This window comes from Staphylococcus roterodami, assembly GCA_022493055.1.
Classification (GTDB): Bacteria; Bacillota; Bacilli; order Staphylococcales; family Staphylococcaceae; genus Staphylococcus; species Staphylococcus singaporensis.
In genome coordinates, this window is record CP092781.1 from 1,676,525 (window position 1) to 1,696,515 (window position 19,991).

The 19,991-nt window shown below is 31.6% G+C and carries 14 protein-coding genes and 1 pseudogene; 1 reads left to right on the forward strand and 14 read right to left on the reverse strand.

All coding sequences use genetic code 11. From position 1 onward, the window contains the following. Positions 1-71: 71 nt before the first annotated feature. From thrS to ML436_08200, 14 genes and pseudogenes are all read right to left on the reverse strand, one after another. On the reverse strand, positions 72-2,009 hold the full coding sequence (gene thrS / locus ML436_08135) for a threonine--tRNA ligase (GenBank protein ID UMT77169.1): 1,938 nt from the start codon (positions 2,007-2,009) through the stop codon (positions 72-74). A 199-nt stretch (positions 2,010-2,208) separates the two neighbouring features. Then, positions 2,209-2,316 (reverse strand): hypothetical protein, encoded by a 108-nt coding sequence (locus ML436_08140; GenBank protein ID UMT77170.1) that lies wholly within the window; start codon positions 2,314-2,316, stop codon positions 2,209-2,211. 107 nt (positions 2,317-2,423) lie between these two features. Beyond that, entirely contained in the window at positions 2,424-3,344 is a 921-nt protein-coding gene (dnaI, locus tag ML436_08145) for a primosomal protein DnaI (protein ID UMT77171.1), read from the reverse strand. Then, positions 3,344-4,747: a replication initiation and membrane attachment family protein gene (locus tag ML436_08150; GenBank protein UMT77172.1), complete on the reverse strand. Its 1,404-nt coding sequence runs from the start codon at positions 4,745-4,747 to the stop codon at positions 3,344-3,346. Before ML436_08150 ends, dnaI begins: the two co-directional genes overlap by 1 nt. Continuing rightward, positions 4,748-5,218: a transcriptional regulator NrdR gene (nrdR, locus tag ML436_08155; protein UMT77173.1), complete on the reverse strand. Its 471-nt coding sequence runs from the start codon at positions 5,216-5,218 to the stop codon at positions 4,748-4,750. It lies immediately after the preceding gene. A 210-nt stretch (positions 5,219-5,428) separates the two neighbouring features. Continuing rightward, complete coding sequence (gene gap / locus ML436_08160) at positions 5,429-6,454, reverse strand: type I glyceraldehyde-3-phosphate dehydrogenase (GenBank protein UMT77174.1); 1,026 nt, start codon at positions 6,452-6,454, stop codon at positions 5,429-5,431. Positions 6,455-6,617: 163 nt separating this feature from the next. Next, positions 6,618-7,238, reverse strand: a complete 621-nt coding sequence (coaE, locus tag ML436_08165; protein ID UMT77175.1) for a dephospho-CoA kinase — start codon at positions 7,236-7,238, stop codon at positions 6,618-6,620. 15 nt (positions 7,239-7,253) lie between these two features. Then, positions 7,254-8,126 (reverse strand): bifunctional DNA-formamidopyrimidine glycosylase/DNA-(apurinic or apyrimidinic site) lyase, encoded by an 873-nt coding sequence (gene mutM / locus ML436_08170; GenBank protein ID UMT77176.1) that lies wholly within the window; start codon positions 8,124-8,126, stop codon positions 7,254-7,256. A gap of 15 nt (positions 8,127-8,141) precedes the next feature. After that, entirely contained in the window at positions 8,142-10,772 is a 2,631-nt protein-coding gene (polA, locus tag ML436_08175) for a DNA polymerase I (protein ID UMT77177.1), read from the reverse strand. Positions 10,773-11,033: 261 nt separating this feature from the next. Continuing rightward, positions 11,034-12,523 (reverse strand): annotated as a pseudogene (locus ML436_08180) (hypothetical protein). 527 nt (positions 12,524-13,050) lie between these two features. Next, the gene (locus tag ML436_08185) at positions 13,051-14,712 is read right to left on the reverse strand and encodes an ATP-binding protein (protein UMT79506.1); all 1,662 of its coding nucleotides are present in this window, start codon (positions 14,710-14,712) and stop codon (positions 13,051-13,053) included. A 2-nt stretch (positions 14,713-14,714) separates the two neighbouring features. After that, positions 14,715-15,416 (reverse strand): response regulator transcription factor, encoded by a 702-nt coding sequence (locus ML436_08190; protein ID UMT77178.1) that lies wholly within the window; start codon positions 15,414-15,416, stop codon positions 14,715-14,717. A gap of 243 nt (positions 15,417-15,659) precedes the next feature. After that, complete coding sequence (gene icd / locus ML436_08195) at positions 15,660-16,928, reverse strand: NADP-dependent isocitrate dehydrogenase (protein ID UMT77179.1); 1,269 nt, start codon at positions 16,926-16,928, stop codon at positions 15,660-15,662. A 46-nt stretch (positions 16,929-16,974) separates the two neighbouring features. Continuing rightward, complete coding sequence (locus ML436_08200; protein ID UMT77180.1) at positions 16,975-18,096, reverse strand: citrate synthase; 1,122 nt, start codon at positions 18,094-18,096, stop codon at positions 16,975-16,977. A gap of 347 nt (positions 18,097-18,443) precedes the next feature. Here ML436_08200 and ML436_08205 point away from each other — a divergent pair, with 347 nt between their 5' ends. Next, positions 18,444-19,808, forward strand: a complete 1,365-nt coding sequence (locus ML436_08205; protein ID UMT77181.1) for an amino acid permease — start codon at positions 18,444-18,446, stop codon at positions 19,806-19,808. Positions 19,809-19,991: the final 183 nt, after the last annotated feature.

The following is a 19,991-nucleotide window of genomic DNA, read 5'->3' on the forward strand; positions in this document are numbered from 1 at the left end:
CTTGATTTTATCAACCCTGTAAAACACGAATCATAATAACACCATTATTTTGTATCTAATAACCCGTTTAATTATCTATGTTTTTTCAAACGAATTTCATCAACTAGATTCCAGATAAATTCGTCTTTTTCAACTGTCTCTTGGTCTTGTGAACCATATCGACGCACATTCACTTCATTATTTTCCACTTCTTTATCACCAACTACAATTTGGTAAGGAATTTTTTGCATTTGAGCTTCTCTAATTTTATAACCCATTTTTTCATTGCGATCATCAATATTCACTCGAACACCTTGAGATTTCAATTCATCTTGTAATTGACGTGCGTAATCATAATGTAAATCAACGTTAACTGGAATAATTTGTACCTGTTTTGGTGCTAACCAAGTTGGGAATGCTCCTTTTGTTTCTTCAGTTAAGAAAGCAACAAAACGTTCCATAGTAGAAACAACACCACGATGGATAACAACTGGACGATGTTGTTCGCCGTCTTGACCAATATAAGTTAAGGCAAAACGTTCTGGTAATAAGAAATCAAGTTGCGCTGTTGATAATGTCTCTTCTTTACCCATTGCAGTTTTTACTTGAACGTCTAATTTTGGACCATAGAATGCCGCTTCACCAATTGCCTCTTCATATGATAAGCCCAGCTCGTCTGCTGCTTCTTTAAGCATATTTTCAGCTTTATTCCACATATCATCATCGTCAAAGTACTTTTCTTTATCTTCAGGATCTCTGTAACTTAATCTAAAGCTATAATCTTCGAAACCGAAATCTTTATAAACATCGATAATCATGTTAACAACACGTTTAAATTCTTCTTTAATTTGATCTGGACGAACAAAAATATGTGAATCATTCAAAGTCATACCACGAACACGTTGTAACCCTGAAACTGCACCACTCGCTTCGTATCTGTGCATAGTTCCTAACTCAGCGATACGAATTGGTAACTCACGATATGAATGCGGTTTATTAGCATAAATCATCATATGATGTGGACAGTTCATTGGGCGTAACACCATTGATTCAGTTTCATCTAATTGCATTGTCGGGAACATATCTTCTTGATAGTGATCCCAGTGACCTGATGTTTTATATAAATCAACATTTGCAAGAACTGGTGTATAAACGTGGTCGTAGCCCATGCTTACTTCTTTGTCAACAATGTATCGTTCGATTTCACGTCTAATTGTTGCTCCATTCGGCAACCATAATGGTAAACCAGCACCAACCAATTGGCTATTTGTGAATAATTCTAATTCTTTACCAATTTTACGGTGGTCACGTTCTTTACGTTCTTCTAACATTTTCAAGTGTTCTTTTAATTCTTTTTTATCAAAGAAAGCAGTACCGTAAATACGTTGTAACATTTTATTGTTACTATCTCCGCGCCAATATGCCCCAGCAGTAGATAATAATTTAAATTCTTTAATTTTAGCTGTTGAAGGTACATGCACACCTCGGCATAAATCAGTAAAGTCACCTTGGCTATATAATGTCACATTTTCATCTTCAGGAATTGCATCAATTAATTCAAGCTTATATACATCATTGCTGAAAAAAGCCTTCGCTTCTTCTCTTGAAACGACTTTGCGTTCTATTTTAATGTTTTCATTAACAATTTGTTTCATTGTTTTTTCAATTTGTTCAAAATCATCAGACGAAATGTTTTGGTCGATATCGAAGTCATAGTAGAAACCACCATCAATTACTGGTCCAACTCCAAATTTAACATCACCATATAATCTTTTAATTGCATGCGCCATTAAATGTGCAGTCGAATGACGCAATACTTCTAGCGCTTCCTCACTACCAGGTGTCACAATTTCAATTGATCCATCTGATTCAAGCGGTTTAGTTAAATCTACTAGTTGACCATTGAATTTCCCAGCAACTGCTTTTTTACGTAATCCTGGGCTTATTGATTGAGCAATATCTTCTGTAGTTGTGCCTTTATCAAACGCCTTTAGATTACCATCTGGAAATTGAATATTAATTTGTTCCATATTAAACCCTCCTATGTGTGTTCTATATACTTTTATCTGACCTCGTTAAAAAATTGAACAACAATCATTGTTCTTTCATTCAACCAATTAACAATAAACAGGAATCAAACGATACCAACTAACATTTATTTATAATTGAAAAACAAAAAATCCCGCCCCTATACAAGGGACGAGATCGTCGTGGTACCACCCTAGTTATTTAATACAAGTTATGTATTAAATATCTCTGCTTAAGATAACGGTCTTGAGCCGGGTATTCATTACAAATACCAAAAATGAAGTAGTAATCATCTAATTTATTAACCATATTCTCATCAAGTAATGGCTTTCTGTGTAATATTGATTAGATTATCTTGTCTTCAATCATTTAAACGATTTAGATTTGATTTTATTATACACCACTCATTTTAAATTTCAATTGTTTCTGAAATTTTCCCCTGATAAAAAGTATGGTGTAGACAAAGATTTGACACGTTCAATAATACGAGCAGCTTTAGTTTTTTCTTCGCCATCTCTTGTCATTGATAAGTGATGTTCCAACTCGCTATAATCAAAATTCGAACTAAAAAATGTAGGTAATTCATGGACCATACGATAATGTAACAACGGTCCAATTACTTCATCCCTTACCCACGGCGTTACTTCCTCTGCACCTATATCGTCAAGCATTAGAATATTAGCTTCTCTTACACGATGTAATTTCTTCTCGAAAGAACCATCCTTAAAGCCACCCTTTAAAGTTCTAATAAACTCAGGCAAATATATAATTGTAGAGCGCACTTTTTTTGATTTGAGTTGATTTGCTATCGCACCTAAAATAAAAGATTTTCCTGTACCAAACGGCCCATATAAATATAATCCTTTAACCGTATCTCCATTAGTAATTGCTGTGCAAATTTCATCAGCTGCCATTGCTACATCTAATCTATCTCGATTGTTCATATATATGTCTTTTAGTTTTGCATTTAAAGTATCTCGTTGCATATGATGAGATGTAATTAACTCTGCTTCAAAACGTTCTTCGTCATATTTAATTTTACACGGACATTGCAAATAGCGAATTTTGATACGATTGTTATCAACGTATAACTCTGGAACATGACCTTTTACGAAATTAGGACAATCTGCAAATTTATGACCATCATAATGTTTTTGTTGATCTTTATATTCTTGTAAAACATTCAAATCTTCATCAATCATTGTATTTGTTAATTCAGACTGATGTTCTTGTAAAAACTGTTTAACATCTGGGTCATTGATGACTTCGTTTTTTATTTTTTTAATTCTTTTTTCAAAATCATTAGATGTTCCCATTATATTTTTAAATTGCTTCATTATTGACTGTCCTCCTCCCATTTTTTAGATAATTTATCTAAAAATGCTTGTCGATCTTGTTCTAATTGTTGGTCATCTGAACTATTATGCTTTGTTGGATGATTATTATCTGGATTATCTCTGTTCTCCAACCATTTCGGCGTCTTTTCTTTTGATATACGTTTACGTTGTCCAGAATATGTACCACGCTTTTGATAATTAGCACTTGACGGTTCACTCTTAGGTTGGTTTACTTTTTTAGCATATTCATACGCCTCTTTAGCTGTCTTTATCCCTTTTTTCTTCCAATTCGATGCAATTTCAAAAATATATGCCTTAGGTAGTTTCATATCTTCTTTTAGCATAACAAATTGCAACAAAATATTTATAACACCAAACGACATTTTTTCACGTTCGATTAACTCTTCAATCATTGTCTTTTGCGAAACAGTTGGCTCTGATTCTGACCACGACGACAACATGTCAATCGGACTCGTTTGTTCTAATAAATCAAACCACTCATCACTTTGTGGAGCCAGATTTAATTCGTTCGATTCACCTTTCTCAGGTAATGATGAAGTTGACGATTTTACTTGTAATTTAGGCATTTGATTATCATGTTCAATTAAGTAATATGAACGCGCTTGTTTTCGCATTTCTTCGAATGATAGTTGTTGCCCGCTAGTGATTGAATTTAAAATTACATGTTTCATACCATCTGGCGTCAAACCATATAATGTAGCAAGCTGTGTAATTAAGCGTTTTGCATCTTTTGTCACTATTTCTTGACTAATAAAATGCTTATTTAACATTTGTCTCAACATTTCAAAATCAAAAGATTCATTTGTTAAATCTATACCTTGATATGACTGATTAATAGGAATGTCACTCGTATCAATATCAACTTTCGTTGAAGGAACTTTAAACACCTCAGTAAACTGTCTTGTTGTTTGTTTATAATCTGTTAAGTCGACGTCTTTATACTCAAAATATTTTTTTAATTCCTGAAATCGACGATGTTCTACTTCACTATATAAAAAGATTGACAACATTGGATCATTAAAGAATAAATGTGCTGTAGGCGGTTGAATCAGCTGATAAACAAATTGAGTTTCTTGCTCATCATGTTTAACATATGTCTTGATTAAACCAATCGCTTCTAGCAAATCCATTTGCTGTCTAAACTCTAGTAAATTAATTTTAAGTTCATTCATAAATATATAGTGCGATAATATCGAAGTTGTATTTCGATTCTTTTCAACAAACTGAGTCATAAAATGATATAAACCTACTGCTTGTGTACCGATTAAAGGTGTATATAATCGATTTAAAACTTCTAAATGATTTGTATTAAAATCAAAGTGTTGCATAACTTGAAATTGATCCTTTGGTCTTAAGCCAAATTCAAAGGCTTGTCGTCCCATTTATGCATCACTCCGTTTATTTTCACTTAAAATCCCTTGCATTGATGCCAATAATTGGTCAACATCTTTAAACTCTTTGTAAACAGATGCAAATCTCACATAAGAGACTTGATCAACATGCATCAATAAATTCATCACATGCTCACCTATATCTCGTGAAGATACTTCTGTATGACCTTCATCTCTTAATTGCCATTCAACTTTATTAGTAATATCTTCAAGTTGTTGATATCTAACTGGACGCTTTTCACATGAACGTACAAGTCCATTAAGTATTTTTTCTCTTGAAAATTGCTCTCTTGTGCCATCTTTTTTCACAACAATAAGCTGACTGACTTCGATATGTTCAAATGTAGTGAAACGTGTTCCACAATTTTCACATTCTCTTCGTCTACGAATGGCATTTAATTCATCGGCATGCCTTGAATCTACGACTTTAGATTGTGTAGAATTACATTTCGGGCATTTCATTACATCACCCTCTTTATTTTGATTATGACTCATTATACTATAAATCCATAGATGAAAAAAGAATCCCTCAATTTATTATTTTGTTCTAAAAAATGAACTAAAAAGAAAATGCGCTCCATTATTTAGAAAAGCAAAATGATTGATAATTAGTTCAACAATACAAAAAACCTAACTCCGATATCAGAGCTAGGTTAAATTTTAAAAATTATTTTAACTTGCACTTACTGTTGTCTTTGATTTTAAAAGTTCACCAAGTTGTTCTGCTACATCTACAACTCTATTTGAATACCCCCATTCGTTGTCATACCATGCGATGACTTTCACTTTATTACCATCAATAACCATTGTTGATTGAGCATCAATAATAGCCGAATGTGGATTTGTATTAAAATCTACTGACACAAGCGGTTGGTGTTCAACTTCGATAATACCTTCAAGCTCAGCATTTTCAAAAGCTTGATTTACTTCATCAGCAGTTACTTCTTTTTCTAAATCAACGACTAAATCAACTAATGATACATTTTTTGTTGGAACACGTAGTGCCATACCATGCAATTTACCTTCTAATTCTGGCAACACTTCTTTTAACGCTTTCGCTGCACCAGTTGATGTAGGAATAATACTTTCATTACAAGAACGCGCGCGTCTTAAATCTTTATGTGGATTATCAATATTTTTTTGGTCATTTGTTATCGCATGAACTGTAGTCATTAATCCATTAATAATGCCAAATTGATCATTTAAAACTTTAGCCACAGGTCCAATACAGTTTGTAGTGCATGACGCGTTACTAAAAATATCAAATTCCTCTATATCTAATTGATGATCATTAACACCTTTTACAACCATTTGAACATGGCCACCTTTCGAAGGCCCAGTTAATAATACTTTCTTAGCACCAGCTTTAATATGCGCTATAGCTTTATCTCCATGGTTAAATTTACCAGTAGCGTCTATAGCAATATCAATATCCAATTCTTTCCAAGGCAAGTTTTCAGGATTTCTATCAGCAACTAATTTAATTTGATGGTCACCAACTTGTAAACCATTTTCGATTGGTTCGACTATTAAATCATACTTACCATGTGTAGTATCATAATTGATTAAATGTGCAATCGTTTCGGGCGGATAACTAGCATTAATTGCTACTACATTAAGATTTTTATTTTGTAATGCAATACGTAATACCATTCTTCCAATTCTACCCATACCATTAATTGCAATATTCGTTGACATTAAAAGCACCCCTTGATTTTTATGTGTTATACTTTATGGAATTAGTATAGCATATTATATGAAATTTGAAAGCGTTTTCCAAAAAATCGTTTATATTTTTATAAAAAAAGTCATTACTAAAGTACGCGACAAATTGTACTTCAAGTAATGACTTCTATAAATATTATTCTTCTCCATAGTTTGGCTTTTCAATATATCCTTCTTCTTCTAACAATCTTTCAAGGTTTTGTTTCAACTCTAACTTATCTCCAAGATTATCAATAACATGATCAGCCATTCTACTTTTCTTATCAATAGAAATTTGACTATATACACGCGCTTTTGCGTCTTCTAATGATAAATCGTTACGTTGCATTAATCTATCCATTTGAATACTTTCAGATGTATAAACAACCCACACTTCATCAACAGTGTTTTCTAATTCATTTTCATATAACAACGGAATATCCATAATCACATTATAACCTTGATTTAAATATTCATTCTTTTCATCTTCCATAATTTCTCGAACAATTGGATGAACAATAGCATTTAACTCTAAACGTTTTTCTGGTTGATTAAATATTAAATCTCCCATATATTGTCTATCCATTTCGCCATTTTCATCAATTGCTTCTTCACCAAAGGTTTCACGTACTTGAGCTAAACCTTTACTTCCTTTTTCAACAGCTTTTCTCGCTGCTTTATCAGCATCCACTACTTTAAATCCAAAGACCGTTAATAGTTCTGATACTGTTGATTTCCCTGAGGCAATCCCGCCCGTAAGACCAATAACTTTCGGCATAATCTCACTCTTTCTTTATTTTTGACATACTGGACAAAAATGACTATTTCTTGTCGCGATGATTTTTGTTTCTATTGGACTATTACAAACTTTACAAGTTGCTTGTTTATAAACATTTAGATGCAATTGCATTTCACCTGTTTTTCCATCAGCATGACGGTAATCAGAAATACTTGTTCCACCATACTTTATACCTTCTTCTAAAACTTCTCGAACGTAATAAAAAACCATTTCTTGTTGCTGATGTGATAAATCTTTGACTTTTTTATCTGGCAGCACACCTGCACGGAATAATGCTTCACAAGCATATATATTTCCGCAACCAGCAATAACCTTATGATCTAGAATAACTTGTTTAATCGACTTATTTATATTCGACTTGTGGTTGATTCGATTTAAATAATATGGCATTGCTTCTTTTGTAAAGGGTTCAGGTGCTATTTCTAAAAATGAAGGATATGATGCAATAGATGCAACATTTCTAATTTCGCCAAATCGACGTATATCAGAATAAATTAATTTTTTACCGTTTGAAAGTTCAAATATGACATGCCAATGTTTACGATAATTTGGTATTGCAATATCATCAAGCTCATCTACTATAAAAAAGCCGCCTGCCATGCCTAAATGGCTAATTAATATGCGTTGACCTTGTTGATTATTTAATTGAAAAACAATATATTTACTTCTTCGTTCTACATTAGTAATAGTATAACCCTCTGACAAAGATTTAAAGGTATCTAGCTCCATTCCTTTTACAATTGTTTCTTTGCCTTGTACTTTTCCTTCGATAACTTTATTCGAAAATATAACTTTATTAATTGATTCATTTATAATATAAGGTTCAATTCCTCTTTTTACGTGTTCAACTTCTGGTAATTCTGGCATACCGTTTTCCTCTCTTTATTTCGCATCATACCAAGTTGCACCATAACTTGAATCTACTTTTAATGGAACATCTAATTGCAAAGCATTTTCCATAATATCTTCCACAAATTCACTAAATGATTCAACTTCTGATTTAGGTACTTCAAAGATTAATTCATCATGTACTTGCAATAATAGTTTAGCTTGGTATGTTGTGTCTTTCATTTTTTCTGCAAATTTAACCATGGCTAATTTAATGATATCTGCTGCACTGCCTTGAATAGGCGTATTCATTGCTGTACGTTCTGCAAAACCACGTAAATTAAAGTTACGACTCGTAATATCAGGTATATATCGACGACGATGTAATAATGTTTCAACATAACCTAATGCTTTTGCATCCTTAACAATATCAGACATATATTGTTTTACACCCGGAAAACTTGCCAAATAGTCATCAATAAATGCTTTCGCTTTTTTCCTAGTGATACCTAAGCTTTGACTCAAACCATAATCACTTATTCCATAAACTATTCCAAAGTTAACGGCTTTTGCTTGTCGACGCATTAAACTATCAACTTGATCCGCTTCAACACCAAACACTTTCATGGCAGTTGCTGTATGAATATCATCACCATTAATAAATGCTTCTTTCATACTCTCATCTTGTGTAATATGCGCTAGCACACGTAATTCGATTTGAGAGTAGTCAGCTGATAATATAACACTATCTTTAGACGTTGGTTTAAATGCTTTTCTAATTTTACGTCCTTCTTCGAGTCTAACTGGAATATTTTGTAAGTTTGGATCTACGCTTGATAAGCGACCTGTTTGCGCTAATGTTTGATTAAAACGTGTATGAATACGTTGATCATCACTTATCACTTTTTGTAATCCTTCAACATATGTCGATTGTAATTTTGATAATTGACGATACTCTAAAATATAATCAATTATTGGATGCTCACCTTGCAATTGTTCTAAAACATCAACTGCTGTTGAATAGCCTGTCTTTGTCTTTTTAATAACTGGTAATTTCAATGTTTCAAATAACACAACACCTAATTGTTTTGGCGAATTAATGTTAAATGCTTCACCAGCAGCTTCATGAATATTTTTTATTAAAACATCTAATTTTTGTTGGATTTCTAGCTCCATTTCCTGTAAATCATTAATGTCAGTATATATGCCTGTTTCTTCCATTTTACTTAAAATTTGAGCAAGAGGAAGTTCTAAATCAGCTAATAGTTCAACTTGGTTATATTCTTCTAATTGCTTATCCATATTTGGTTTTGAAAAATAAATCGCATCAGTTATAGACGCTACATATGGGTTTAAGACATCATCTTCAGGTACTTTAAACTTTTTACCTTTACCATATATACTAATATCATCTTTTACATAACTTTGACCATATAAGGAAACGACAGATTGAACGTCACTAATTGTACGTGATGGGTCAATAATATAACTAGCTAACATAATATCGAAAGTAATATTTTGAATATTTATGTTTAAACGGTGAGATGCAACATATGTTTTTTTCGCGTCATAAACAACCTTTTTCGTATTTGGATTCTCCAACCATTTAACTAATTCTTCATGTTTCTTTATGTCTTCAGAATCAATAACTACATGTTTATCTCCTGTAAATAACGAAAATTTTAAAATATTGTCTTTTAAATAATTGCCACCGTCTAATTCTAAATGAATAGCGGCTTCTGTTAATGCATCAAAGTCCACATTGTCAAATGTTGTATCTATCTCAAAAGTCTTCTCTTCTAATTCTTCTATACCTAATGTTTGATCTAAGTCACCAAGTAATTGTTTGAATTCTAACTTCTTAAATAACTCAATTTTTTCTTGTTGGTCATCTTGATTAGTCATTAAAGTATCTTCTAAACTAACTTCTATTGGACTATCCACATTAATCGTTGCTAATTCTTTACTCATTAATGCATCTTCTTTACTATTTTCAAGTTTCTCTTTTAACTTTTTACCTGAAACTTCATCTAGATGTTCATAAACACCTTCTACTGTATTAAATTGATTTAATAATTTAATAGCTGTTTTTTCACCAACACCTGCGACACCAGGAATATTATCAGATGAATCTCCCATTAAACCTTTCATATCAATAATTTGACTAGGTGTAAGTCCATTATATTTTTCCGCGATAAATTCAGGCGTATAATGATCTACATCAGTAACACCTTTTTTAGTGTAATAAATCGATACATTGTCAGTAGCAAGCTGCGTTAAATCTCGATCTCCAGTAATGATAATTGTTTGAAATCCTGCTTTATCTGCTTCTTTGCTTAATGTACCAATAATGTCGTCTGCCTCATAATTATCTAATTCATAACGTTTAATATGATAAGCATCCAAAAGTTGACGTATATACGGAAACTGCTCACTTAATTCTGGTGGCGTCTTTTGACGACCACCTTTATACTCACTGTACTTTTCGTGTCTGAAAGTTGTTTTACCTGCATCAAACGCAACTAAAAAATGATCTGGTTTTTCTTCTTTTAAAATTTTCTCTAATAACATTGCAAAACCATATACAGCATTAGTATGAATGCCAGCTTTGTTTGATAACAAAGGTAATGCATAAAAAGCTCTAAAACTTAAGCTATTACCATCAATTAATACTAATTTATTCACAATTTTAACCTCCAGAACTAATTTATATATATTTTAGCATATTCGTCAGTCATGTCGTAATTAAAGAAACTATTGCCTATATTATTTATTATTCACCAATTTTCAGAACTTTAATTTCACTAAAATACAAACAAATTATTGAAGCAAGCTAATGCTTTCCATCATAGTATTAATTAATTTTTGAGTAGCACTAAAAAAGCATAAGCATGATAATGCGTACATGCTTATGCCTCATAATTTAAGTGTGTAATTAATAATCGCTTATGAATCATCTGAGCCAAAAGGTATATATTTGACCTTAGTCATTTTTGGTAATTCTTCATAGTTGTTAAACCACTCTTGATAGTTCTTGTTTATTGGTGACGGATGATGCATATAATGCTCGAATGGCAGTGATTCAACAGTATAAACTTCTTGACGTGGGTGGTCTTTGATTTGTTGTTTTAATAGCTGAACTCTTTGCTCATGTTCAAAGTGTACATAACTAAATGCACTTAAATACACTACTGCTAATACTATAGCTGTACCTTTTATATACTTAATATCAATCGTTTTATATTTTCGAAATTCTTTTATTAAAATTATTAAAATAACGACATGTAAAGTATATACGACTAAAAAGTTACCTGGTTCAATTGGCGTTACAATGACTAGTATCATTGCTTCGCAATAAAAATTGAAATAAGTAAAATATATAGTGTGATTTGTGTTTTTTGGTCATTTATACATAGATATATTCCGGCAAACAACGATAATGCAAAATAACTACATACAATAATGTTCACAAAACTAACCAAACCAATATCTGTGTTTTTATTCAATAAAAATTGATTGTAAAACAGTAAATAATATAAAGGTAAAGTGATAAATCCAATCATTATAATTCTGCGTTTTAGTAAAGTTAAATGTAAATAACGCTCACTTCTTAATAAAAGATATATAATCATTGCAGAAATCAAGCATAAAATAATGACTTGACTAAAAATCACACCATAAGGTAGTGATGTCGATATCATTTCCGCAAATTTAGAAAAGATGCCTTGATTATTAGAAACTTGTTGATATTCTGAACCTTCGAATAAAATTTTACGATAATTGGGATTTGAAAACATAATAATCGTACCAATAGTTGCAATCATAAATGAAAACAATAACTTATAGTTAAGCATGCGATTCGCCGTGAAATCATATAAAAATGCTAATATTAAAATTAAGCAATGAAATAGCGTTACATTTTCCATGAACAACTGCCCAAAAAAGCATAATACATAAAATAAAACTGTAATAGCGACGGGTTGTTTCCTTTTATATATAATTGCATTGATACAATAATAAATTATATATAGAGATATAAGGGTTGACGCAGCATAATTATAAAATCCAGCAAACCACCCATACGTATCAGCATAAATTGTACTAGGTATAATTAGCATAAGTGAAAATGCTAATAAATAATAGCTTTCCCAATCTTTACATTGTGTAATAAGCATAATCATCCAAATGATACCTGTGCTAATAAGACCAAATGATAGCCAACGCAACCAGCTTACATGGACTGCTATTATTTCAAAAATATTTCCGATGTAACGGCCATTTAGTGATGCAAATCCCACTTTTAAAATGTCAGTATTGTAATTGCTAAACCATTGCAAATCATCGTGCATGAGTGGTAATAAAATACCCATAAAAGTATAAAACAATAATATCGCAATTAATATCATAGTTGTTTTGTGTAATTGAATTGTTTTCACTTTAATAATCCTCAAATCTAGTTAAATTTTCCTCAACTTGCAGGTTGAAAAATTAAATCACTGTTTAGAGTTAGTTATCATTTTCACCTATTCATGTTTTCTCAATCAAATTAGATAAACGAGGTATTTGAGTTCACTTATCTTCACAATATAATATTCGCCCCTCGTCTTAATACATATGCGAATTTATACACCTATTTTTTAAAACATTTAAATTAAGTTTTATTTTCGTTCAATTAAAACTTATCATAAGCATCTATTTTTAGCCCGCTTCTAAAATTTCTTTATTATAATAAATATATTATAAAATTGCTTAATTCACAACAATCTATTGTGTTGTTCTGTGTTCAATAATCATTCTAGCTACATTATTAATTTATAAAGTATGAACTGAAAAAACCATTGAATGGTAATACATAAGTTATTACTGCTTTTAATTACCTTCATTTATATAGTCCAATTTGATATAGCGCCGAAAAAAAGGTAACAACAACGTGAAAACACACGTGCTGTTACCTATACATTATCTATGCTTTATAATCTTTTAAAATGACTTTAAAAGTTGAACCTTGTCCAACTTGACTACTAACTTCAATGTTTCCTTGATGAGCTTCAACGATATGCTTTGTAATAGATAATCCCAGTCCTGTTCCACCCGAGTCACGACTTCGTGCCTTATCTACTCTATAAAACCTTTCAAAAATTCGTTGTTGATCCTCTAATTTAATACCAATACCAAAATCTTGCACTTCAAAAACAACGTTGAAATCATCACGATATACACGGACGTCTATTTCACGATTTTCAAATGAATAGTTAATTGCATTTGTTAACAAGTTCGTAATGACTTGCGCGATTTTACTTTCTTGTGCTTTTACAATAACATCTGCTTGTATTTCTGTATGAATTTTAATATTTTTTTGATTTGCTTGCGTCATCATATTATTAATAATACGCTTTGTTAAATCAGATAAATTCATATATTCTGTGTCTAGCTCAGTGTGTTGTTCGATATGCGATAAGTCTAACAGGTCTGTGACAAGAGATTCAATTCTGTTTGATTCTTTTAATATAATGTTTAAAAACATATCTAATGACTCCGAATCATTTTTAGCACCATCAATTAACGTTTCTGCAAAACCTTTAATTGAAGTAATTGGTGTTTTCAATTCATGAGAAACATTAGCTACAAATTCTCGCCTTAAATTTTCAAGTTGTTTTAAATTTGTAATATCATGCATAACAACAAGAATACCTTGCAAACTTTTTTGTGATCTCGTTAAAATCGGTACACAAGAAATATCAAAATATTTGGTATGTACTGTATTAATTGATACTTCTAATTGTTCATAAATGGGTTTTTCAATTTTAAAACTTTCTAAAATTAACTGTTCTATTTCTATATTTACATAACCATGGTAGCTTATTTGTTCAATATTATGTGAAATATTAAATTGTTCATAATATGCTTTATTAGCAACTACAATTTTTCCATTACGATCTATCATTAAAATTGCACTAGGAATATTTTCAATCGTTGTTTTTAATCGATTGGATTGAATTTTTTGCTCATTATTTAACTTTTGAAGACGTCTTGCTAAATCATTAGTTGATACAAAAAGTGCTTTAGTCTCAACAACATTACTTTCTGGTACGCGAATGTGATAATAACCATTTGCTAATAGTTGTGTTGCGTAAGTTACCTCTTGAATCGGACGAATTAATGTTCGCTTAAAACTACGACTCGCAAAATACAGACAAATAAGGACTATTAAGCAAGTTAGAATTAAGTATTTCCACAATGTCCAATGCATTTCAGAAATATCATTATTGTATCCTTTAATCCAAACATGATAATCATTGATTTTCTCATTAAATGTAAAAATATTTTTATTCTGAATATAACTTTCTTCTGTCTTGGTTGCTTTCAATTGACCACTTTTAAAAACATTTTTATCATTTTTAGTAATCAATAAATCTACATTTTGTTGTTTAACAATCTTCTTAAGTTTATTAATCTCATTATCTTGTAATAAATATATATAGGATCTTGCATCTGTAGCTAGAGCTTGTTCATGTTTTTCAGATAAGACATAAGTGATGGAAGCATGAATAATAATGCCTAATGTGACAAAGCTGATAATCAAAATTGTACTTATCAACAACATTAGGCGATGGTGAAACTTCATCATTATTCTTTTGGTCTCTCTAATTTATAACCTAAACCACGTACTGTTTTAATGAGTTGTGGCTTCTTAGGATTATCTTCTAATTTTTCTCTTAGATGACTAATGTGGACATCAACGATTCTTGAATCTCCAGCAAATTCATAATTCCATACTGTGTTTAACATGTGCTCTCTCGTAATAACTCTACCTTGTCTTTCTATTAAATAAAGTAATAGTTCAAATTCTTTCGGAGTTAGCTCCAACAACTCATTATGCTTATATACTTCGAAATAATCTGGTCTAATTCGTATTGATCCGATAGTAATATCATCTTCAATTTCTTCTACTTCTTTTACAAATTGCGAACGTCTTAAAATTGCTTTTACACGTGCAACAACTTCTCTAGGTGAAAAAGGTTTAGTCATATAATCATCTGCACCTAATTCTAAACCTAAAACCCGGTCAAATTCATCATTTTTTGCCGTTAACATTAATATAGGGACTAAATTTTTATTTGTTCTTACTGTCTTACATACTTCAATGCCATCTTTCTTAGGTAACATAACATCTAAAATAATTAAATCCGGCTGTTCATTTTCTACCTTTTCTAAAGCTTCATCGCCATCGAATGCGACAACAACTTCATAACCAGCAGTTTCTAAGTTATATTTAAGTAATGTTACGATTGAATGTTCGTCATCTACTACCAACACTTTTTGCGACATAGTATGCCTCCCTAACTTATAATTATATTTACATTATAACCGAACTTTTTATAAAAATAACATCCTACACATTATCTTTACACATTTTTTACATTGCTTTACATGTTATCAAAAATATACTTCTTACTTTCTTAACAATTCTAATATAAATACTCTCCCGAATAATACCTTCTATGTTTTCCATATGTAATTAAAAAGTGAACCTAGCATTATACTTTGCCAGGCTCACCTACATTTATCGTCTTATTTTAAATTTTTAATCAATTCATCTGCAAAAGCTGAAGTTGAAACTTCTTCAGCACCATCCATTAATCGAGCAAAATCATAAGTTACAACTTTTGAAGCGATAGTATCTTCAATAGAATCTGTAATCTTATCTGCAGCTTCTTGCCATCCTAAATGCTCTAACATTAATACAGAACTTAAAATAACAGAAGATGGATTCACTTTATTTAAACCAGCATATTTTGGTGCAGTACCATGAGTTGCTTCAAAGATAGCATGACCTGTTTCATAATTAATATTTGCACCTGGAGCTATACCTATTCCACCAACTTGTGCTGCTAATGCATCTGAAATGTAATCACCATTCAAATTCATTGTCGCTACAACGTCATGCTCAGCTGGACGCGTTAAAATTTGTTGCAAGAAGATATCAGCAATTGAATCTTTAATGATGATTTTGCCTTCTTTTTCAGCTTTTTCTTGTACAGCATTTGCAGCATCTTTGCCTTCTTTTTCAACAATTTCATCATACTGTTGCCATGTAAAAACTTTATCTCCAAACTCATTTAGTGCTAAATCATAACCCCATTGTTTAAATGAACCTTCAGTAAATTTCATAATATTACCTTTATGAACTAAAGTTACTGATTTACGGTTATTATCAATCGCATATTGGATTGCTGCTCTAACTAAACGCTCCGTTCCTTCTTTAGAAACTGGTTTAATACCAATACCTGAAGTTTCTGGGAATCTAATATTCGTAGCTCCCATTTCGTTTTGCAAGAAGTCAATTACTTTTTTAACTTCAGGTGTGCCTTCTTTAAATTCAATACCCGCATAGATATCTTCAGTATTTTCACGGAAAATAACCATATCAACATCTTGAGGACGTTTAACTGGAGATGGCACCCCTTTAAACCAACGTACAGGTCTCAAACAAGTAAATAAATCTAACTCTTGACGTAACGCTACATTTAATGATCTAATACCGCCACCGATTGGCGTTGTTAATGGGCCTTTAACTGCAATTAAATATTCTTTAATTGTGTCAAGTGTTTCTTGTGGTAACCATTCACCAGTTGTATCAAACGCTTTTTGACCTGCTAATACTTCTTTCCATTCAATACGTTTTTCACCATTATAAGCCTTGTCAACTGCAGCATCTATAACACGACTTGCTGCCTCCCAAATATCTGGTCCAATACCATCACCAATAATAAATGGAATAATTGGTTCATTTGGTACGTTTAATCCTTCAGTTCCTTGAGTAATTTTTTCTGCAGTCATAGTTATTTTACCTCCAAAATTTACATCTTCATTTTTATTTTTTCGATTATTTTCTTTCTTCAAGTGGAATATATTTACGATTAGTTTCGCCAATATATTTTGCTCTAGGACGCATAATTCTGTTGTCTTTATATTGTTCTAAAATGTGAGCAATCCATCCTGCAGAACGACTTACTGCAAAGATTGGCGTGAATAAATCATGTGGTATTTCCATGCAGTGATATACACTTGCACTATAAAAATCAACGTTTGGAATTAAACCTTTTTCTTCAGCCATACGTTTTTCCATTTTCACTGACATTTCAAATAGTTCTTCACGACCAGCGTCTTTAGTAATTTGACGGCTCATTTCTCTTAAATATTTCGCTCTCGGATCACCATCTTTGTACACGCGATGTCCGAAGCCCATTACTTTTTCTTTGTTAGCAAATTTTTCATCTAAATACGTATCGACATTATCTATTGACCCGATTTCAGACAACATTGTCATAACTTGTTCATTTGCACCACCATGCAATGGACCTTTTAGTGATCCAACAGCAGCTACTATACCTGAATACATATCTGATAATGATGATACTGCGCAACGTGCTGTAAATGCTGATGCGTTCAACTCATGATCAGCATGTAAAATAAGTGCTTTGTTGAATGCCTCAACTTCAATATCGGTTGGTATTTCCCCACGTAACATATATAAGAAGTTTGCTGCATAACTTAAGTTTGGATTTGGCTTAACCGGTTCTTTATCCTGTCTTACTCTAGCAAATGCAGTAACTAATGAAGCAACTTTAGCTTGAATTCGCATTGCTCTTTCATAACGATTTTCATCTGATTCATTTTCTGCATCTGGGTCAAAATGAGCAATATATGATAGCGACGTACGTAATGCTGTCATTGGATGAACATGATCAGTTACATACTCCTCAAAATGTGTATATACACGAGGATTTAATGTCATGTATTGATTTAATTTCCCCTTTAAATGAGCTAGCTCTTCTTTATTTGGCAATCTGTAATTCCATAATAAAAAAACTACTTCTTCAAATTGCGCATTTTCAGCTAGATCATCAATATCATAGCCAGCATAAGTTAATTGACTATCAATAATTGAACTTATTTTAGTCTCCGCTGCAATAACCCCTTCTAAACCTCTTTGTAATTCTGCCATGATAAATTTCCCCTTTACTGTTTCTTTATGAAATGGCTTTCAACTAATATTATAGCTAAACGTTATTCGTTTGTGAAATATAAAAACTGGTATTATATATGCAGCAACTATTTTGTAAATCTATGGAAATGTCACACAATAGCCACAAATAGCACTATTAAAGCTTTTTCAGGTAACGCTTTATCAACAATTTTTCTAATTAAATAAAAATTTCAATTGGTTATTATATATGATTATAAAATCCAAAGTATATTAACATGGAATTTTACACATTTTTACCAAAAATAATTGTATATATCCTAATATAAGTGCATAATAAACATATCTATATTTAAGGGAGATGTCTTATGGCTGAAAAATTACAAAGGGAACTAAGTAACCGCCACATACAATTAATTGCTATCGGTGGTGCGATTGGTACAGGCCTATTCCTAGGTGCTGGTCAAACGATTGCATTGACTGGTCCTTCTATATTACTAACATATATCATTATTGGATTTATGTTATTCATGTTTATGCGAGGTTTAGGTGAAATTATTATTCAAAACACTGAATTTAAATCATTCGCAGATGTAACAAATACATACATCGGGCCTTTTGCAGGATTCGTTACAGGCTGGACATACTGGTTCTGTTGGATTATCACAGGTATGGCTGAAGTAACGGCTGTAGCTAAATATGTGAGCTTTTGGTTCCCAGAAATTCCAAACTGGTTGAGTGCACTATTTTGTGTATTAGTGTTAATGTCATTTAACTTGCTAAGTGCGAAACTTTTCGGAGAGTTAGAATTTTGGTTTTCTATCATTAAAATAGCGACAATTATTGGTTTGATCGTCGTTGGTTTCTTTATGATTTTATTCGCATTCAAAACACAATTCGGGCATGCCAGTATTACAAACTTATACGAACATGGCGTATTTCCTAAAGGTGCATCTGGATTCTTTATGTCATTCCAAATGGCATTATTCTCATTTGTTGGTATCGAAATGATTGGTGTTACTGCAGGTGAAACAAAAGATCCAGTTAAAACAATTCCTAAAGCGATTAATAGTGTTCCTATTAGAATTTTAATATTCTATGTTGGTGCATTAGCCGTTATCATGTCAATTATTCCATGGCAACAAGTTGACCCTGATAACAGTCCTTTCGTTAAATTATTCGCGTTAATTGGTATTCCATTCGCTGCAGGTCTAATCAATTTTGTAGTGTTAACTGCTGCTGCTTCATCATGTAACAGTGGTATTTTCTCAAATAGCCGTATGCTTTATGGATTATCAAGCCAACAACAGGCACCACCTAACTTTTCTAAAACGAATAAGTATGGGGTACCACACATTGCAATCTTTGCATCATCTGCATTATTGCTAGTGGCAGCATTATTAAACTATATTTTCCCTGACGCAACAAAAGTATTTACTTATGTAACTACAATCTCAACTGTATTATTTTTAGTTGTATGGGGATTGATTATCATTGCGTATATCAACTATAGTCGTAAAAATCCAGACCTTCATAAAAAAGCGACTTATAAATTATTTGGCGGAAAATACATGGGCTATTTAATTTTAATCTTCTTTATATTTGTGTTTGGATTACTCTTTATTAATGTTGAAACAAGACGTGCGATATACTTTATACCTATTTGGTTTATATTATTAGCGTTTATGTACTTAAGATATAAACGTATCGCCACTAAAACGAATAACGAATAACTAATTACAAATTAAAACCTCGTTGATTTTGATTCAACGAGGTTTTATTCTGTGTAATTAAAATTTACTAGTGTGTCACTTTACGGAATAAATAAAGTTCTTTGAAATCTTACATTTAATTGTATATCTTTATTTAACGTATCACAAAATTAATATGAGATTTATAACCAAATGCTTAAGAAA

Excerpts from the sequence above, each read along its gene's own strand:
- thrS (UMT77169.1), bottom strand. The coding sequence starts at position 2,009 with ATGGAACAAATTAATATTCAATTTCCAGATGGTAATCTAAAGGCGTTT.
- ML436_08140 (UMT77170.1), bottom strand. The coding sequence starts at position 2,316 with ATGGTTAATAAATTAGATGATTACTACTTCATTTTTGGTATTTGTAAT.
- dnaI (UMT77171.1), bottom strand. The coding sequence starts at position 3,344 with ATGAAGCAATTTAAAAATATAATGGGAACATCTAATGATTTTGAAAAA.
- ML436_08150 (UMT77172.1), bottom strand. The coding sequence starts at position 4,747 with ATGGGACGACAAGCCTTTGAATTTGGCTTAAGACCAAAGGATCAATTT.
- nrdR (UMT77173.1), bottom strand. The coding sequence starts at position 5,218 with ATGAAATGCCCGAAATGTAATTCTACACAATCTAAAGTCGTAGATTCA.
- gap (UMT77174.1), bottom strand. The coding sequence starts at position 6,454 with ATGTCAACGAATATTGCAATTAATGGTATGGGTAGAATTGGAAGAATG.
- coaE (UMT77175.1), bottom strand. The coding sequence starts at position 7,238 with ATGCCGAAAGTTATTGGTCTTACGGGCGGGATTGCCTCAGGGAAATCA.
- mutM (UMT77176.1), bottom strand. The coding sequence starts at position 8,126 with ATGCCAGAATTACCAGAAGTTGAACACGTAAAAAGAGGAATTGAACCT.
- ML436_08185 (UMT79506.1), bottom strand. The coding sequence starts at position 14,712 with ATGAAGTTTCACCATCGCCTAATGTTGTTGATAAGTACAATTTTGATT.
- ML436_08190 (UMT77178.1), bottom strand. The coding sequence starts at position 15,416 with ATGTCGCAAAAAGTGTTGGTAGTAGATGACGAACATTCAATCGTAACA.
- icd (UMT77179.1), bottom strand. The coding sequence starts at position 16,928 with ATGACTGCAGAAAAAATTACTCAAGGAACTGAAGGATTAAACGTACCA.
- ML436_08200 (UMT77180.1), bottom strand. The coding sequence starts at position 18,096 with ATGGCAGAATTACAAAGAGGTTTAGAAGGGGTTATTGCAGCGGAGACT.
- ML436_08205 (UMT77181.1), top strand. The coding sequence starts at position 18,444 with ATGGCTGAAAAATTACAAAGGGAACTAAGTAACCGCCACATACAATTA.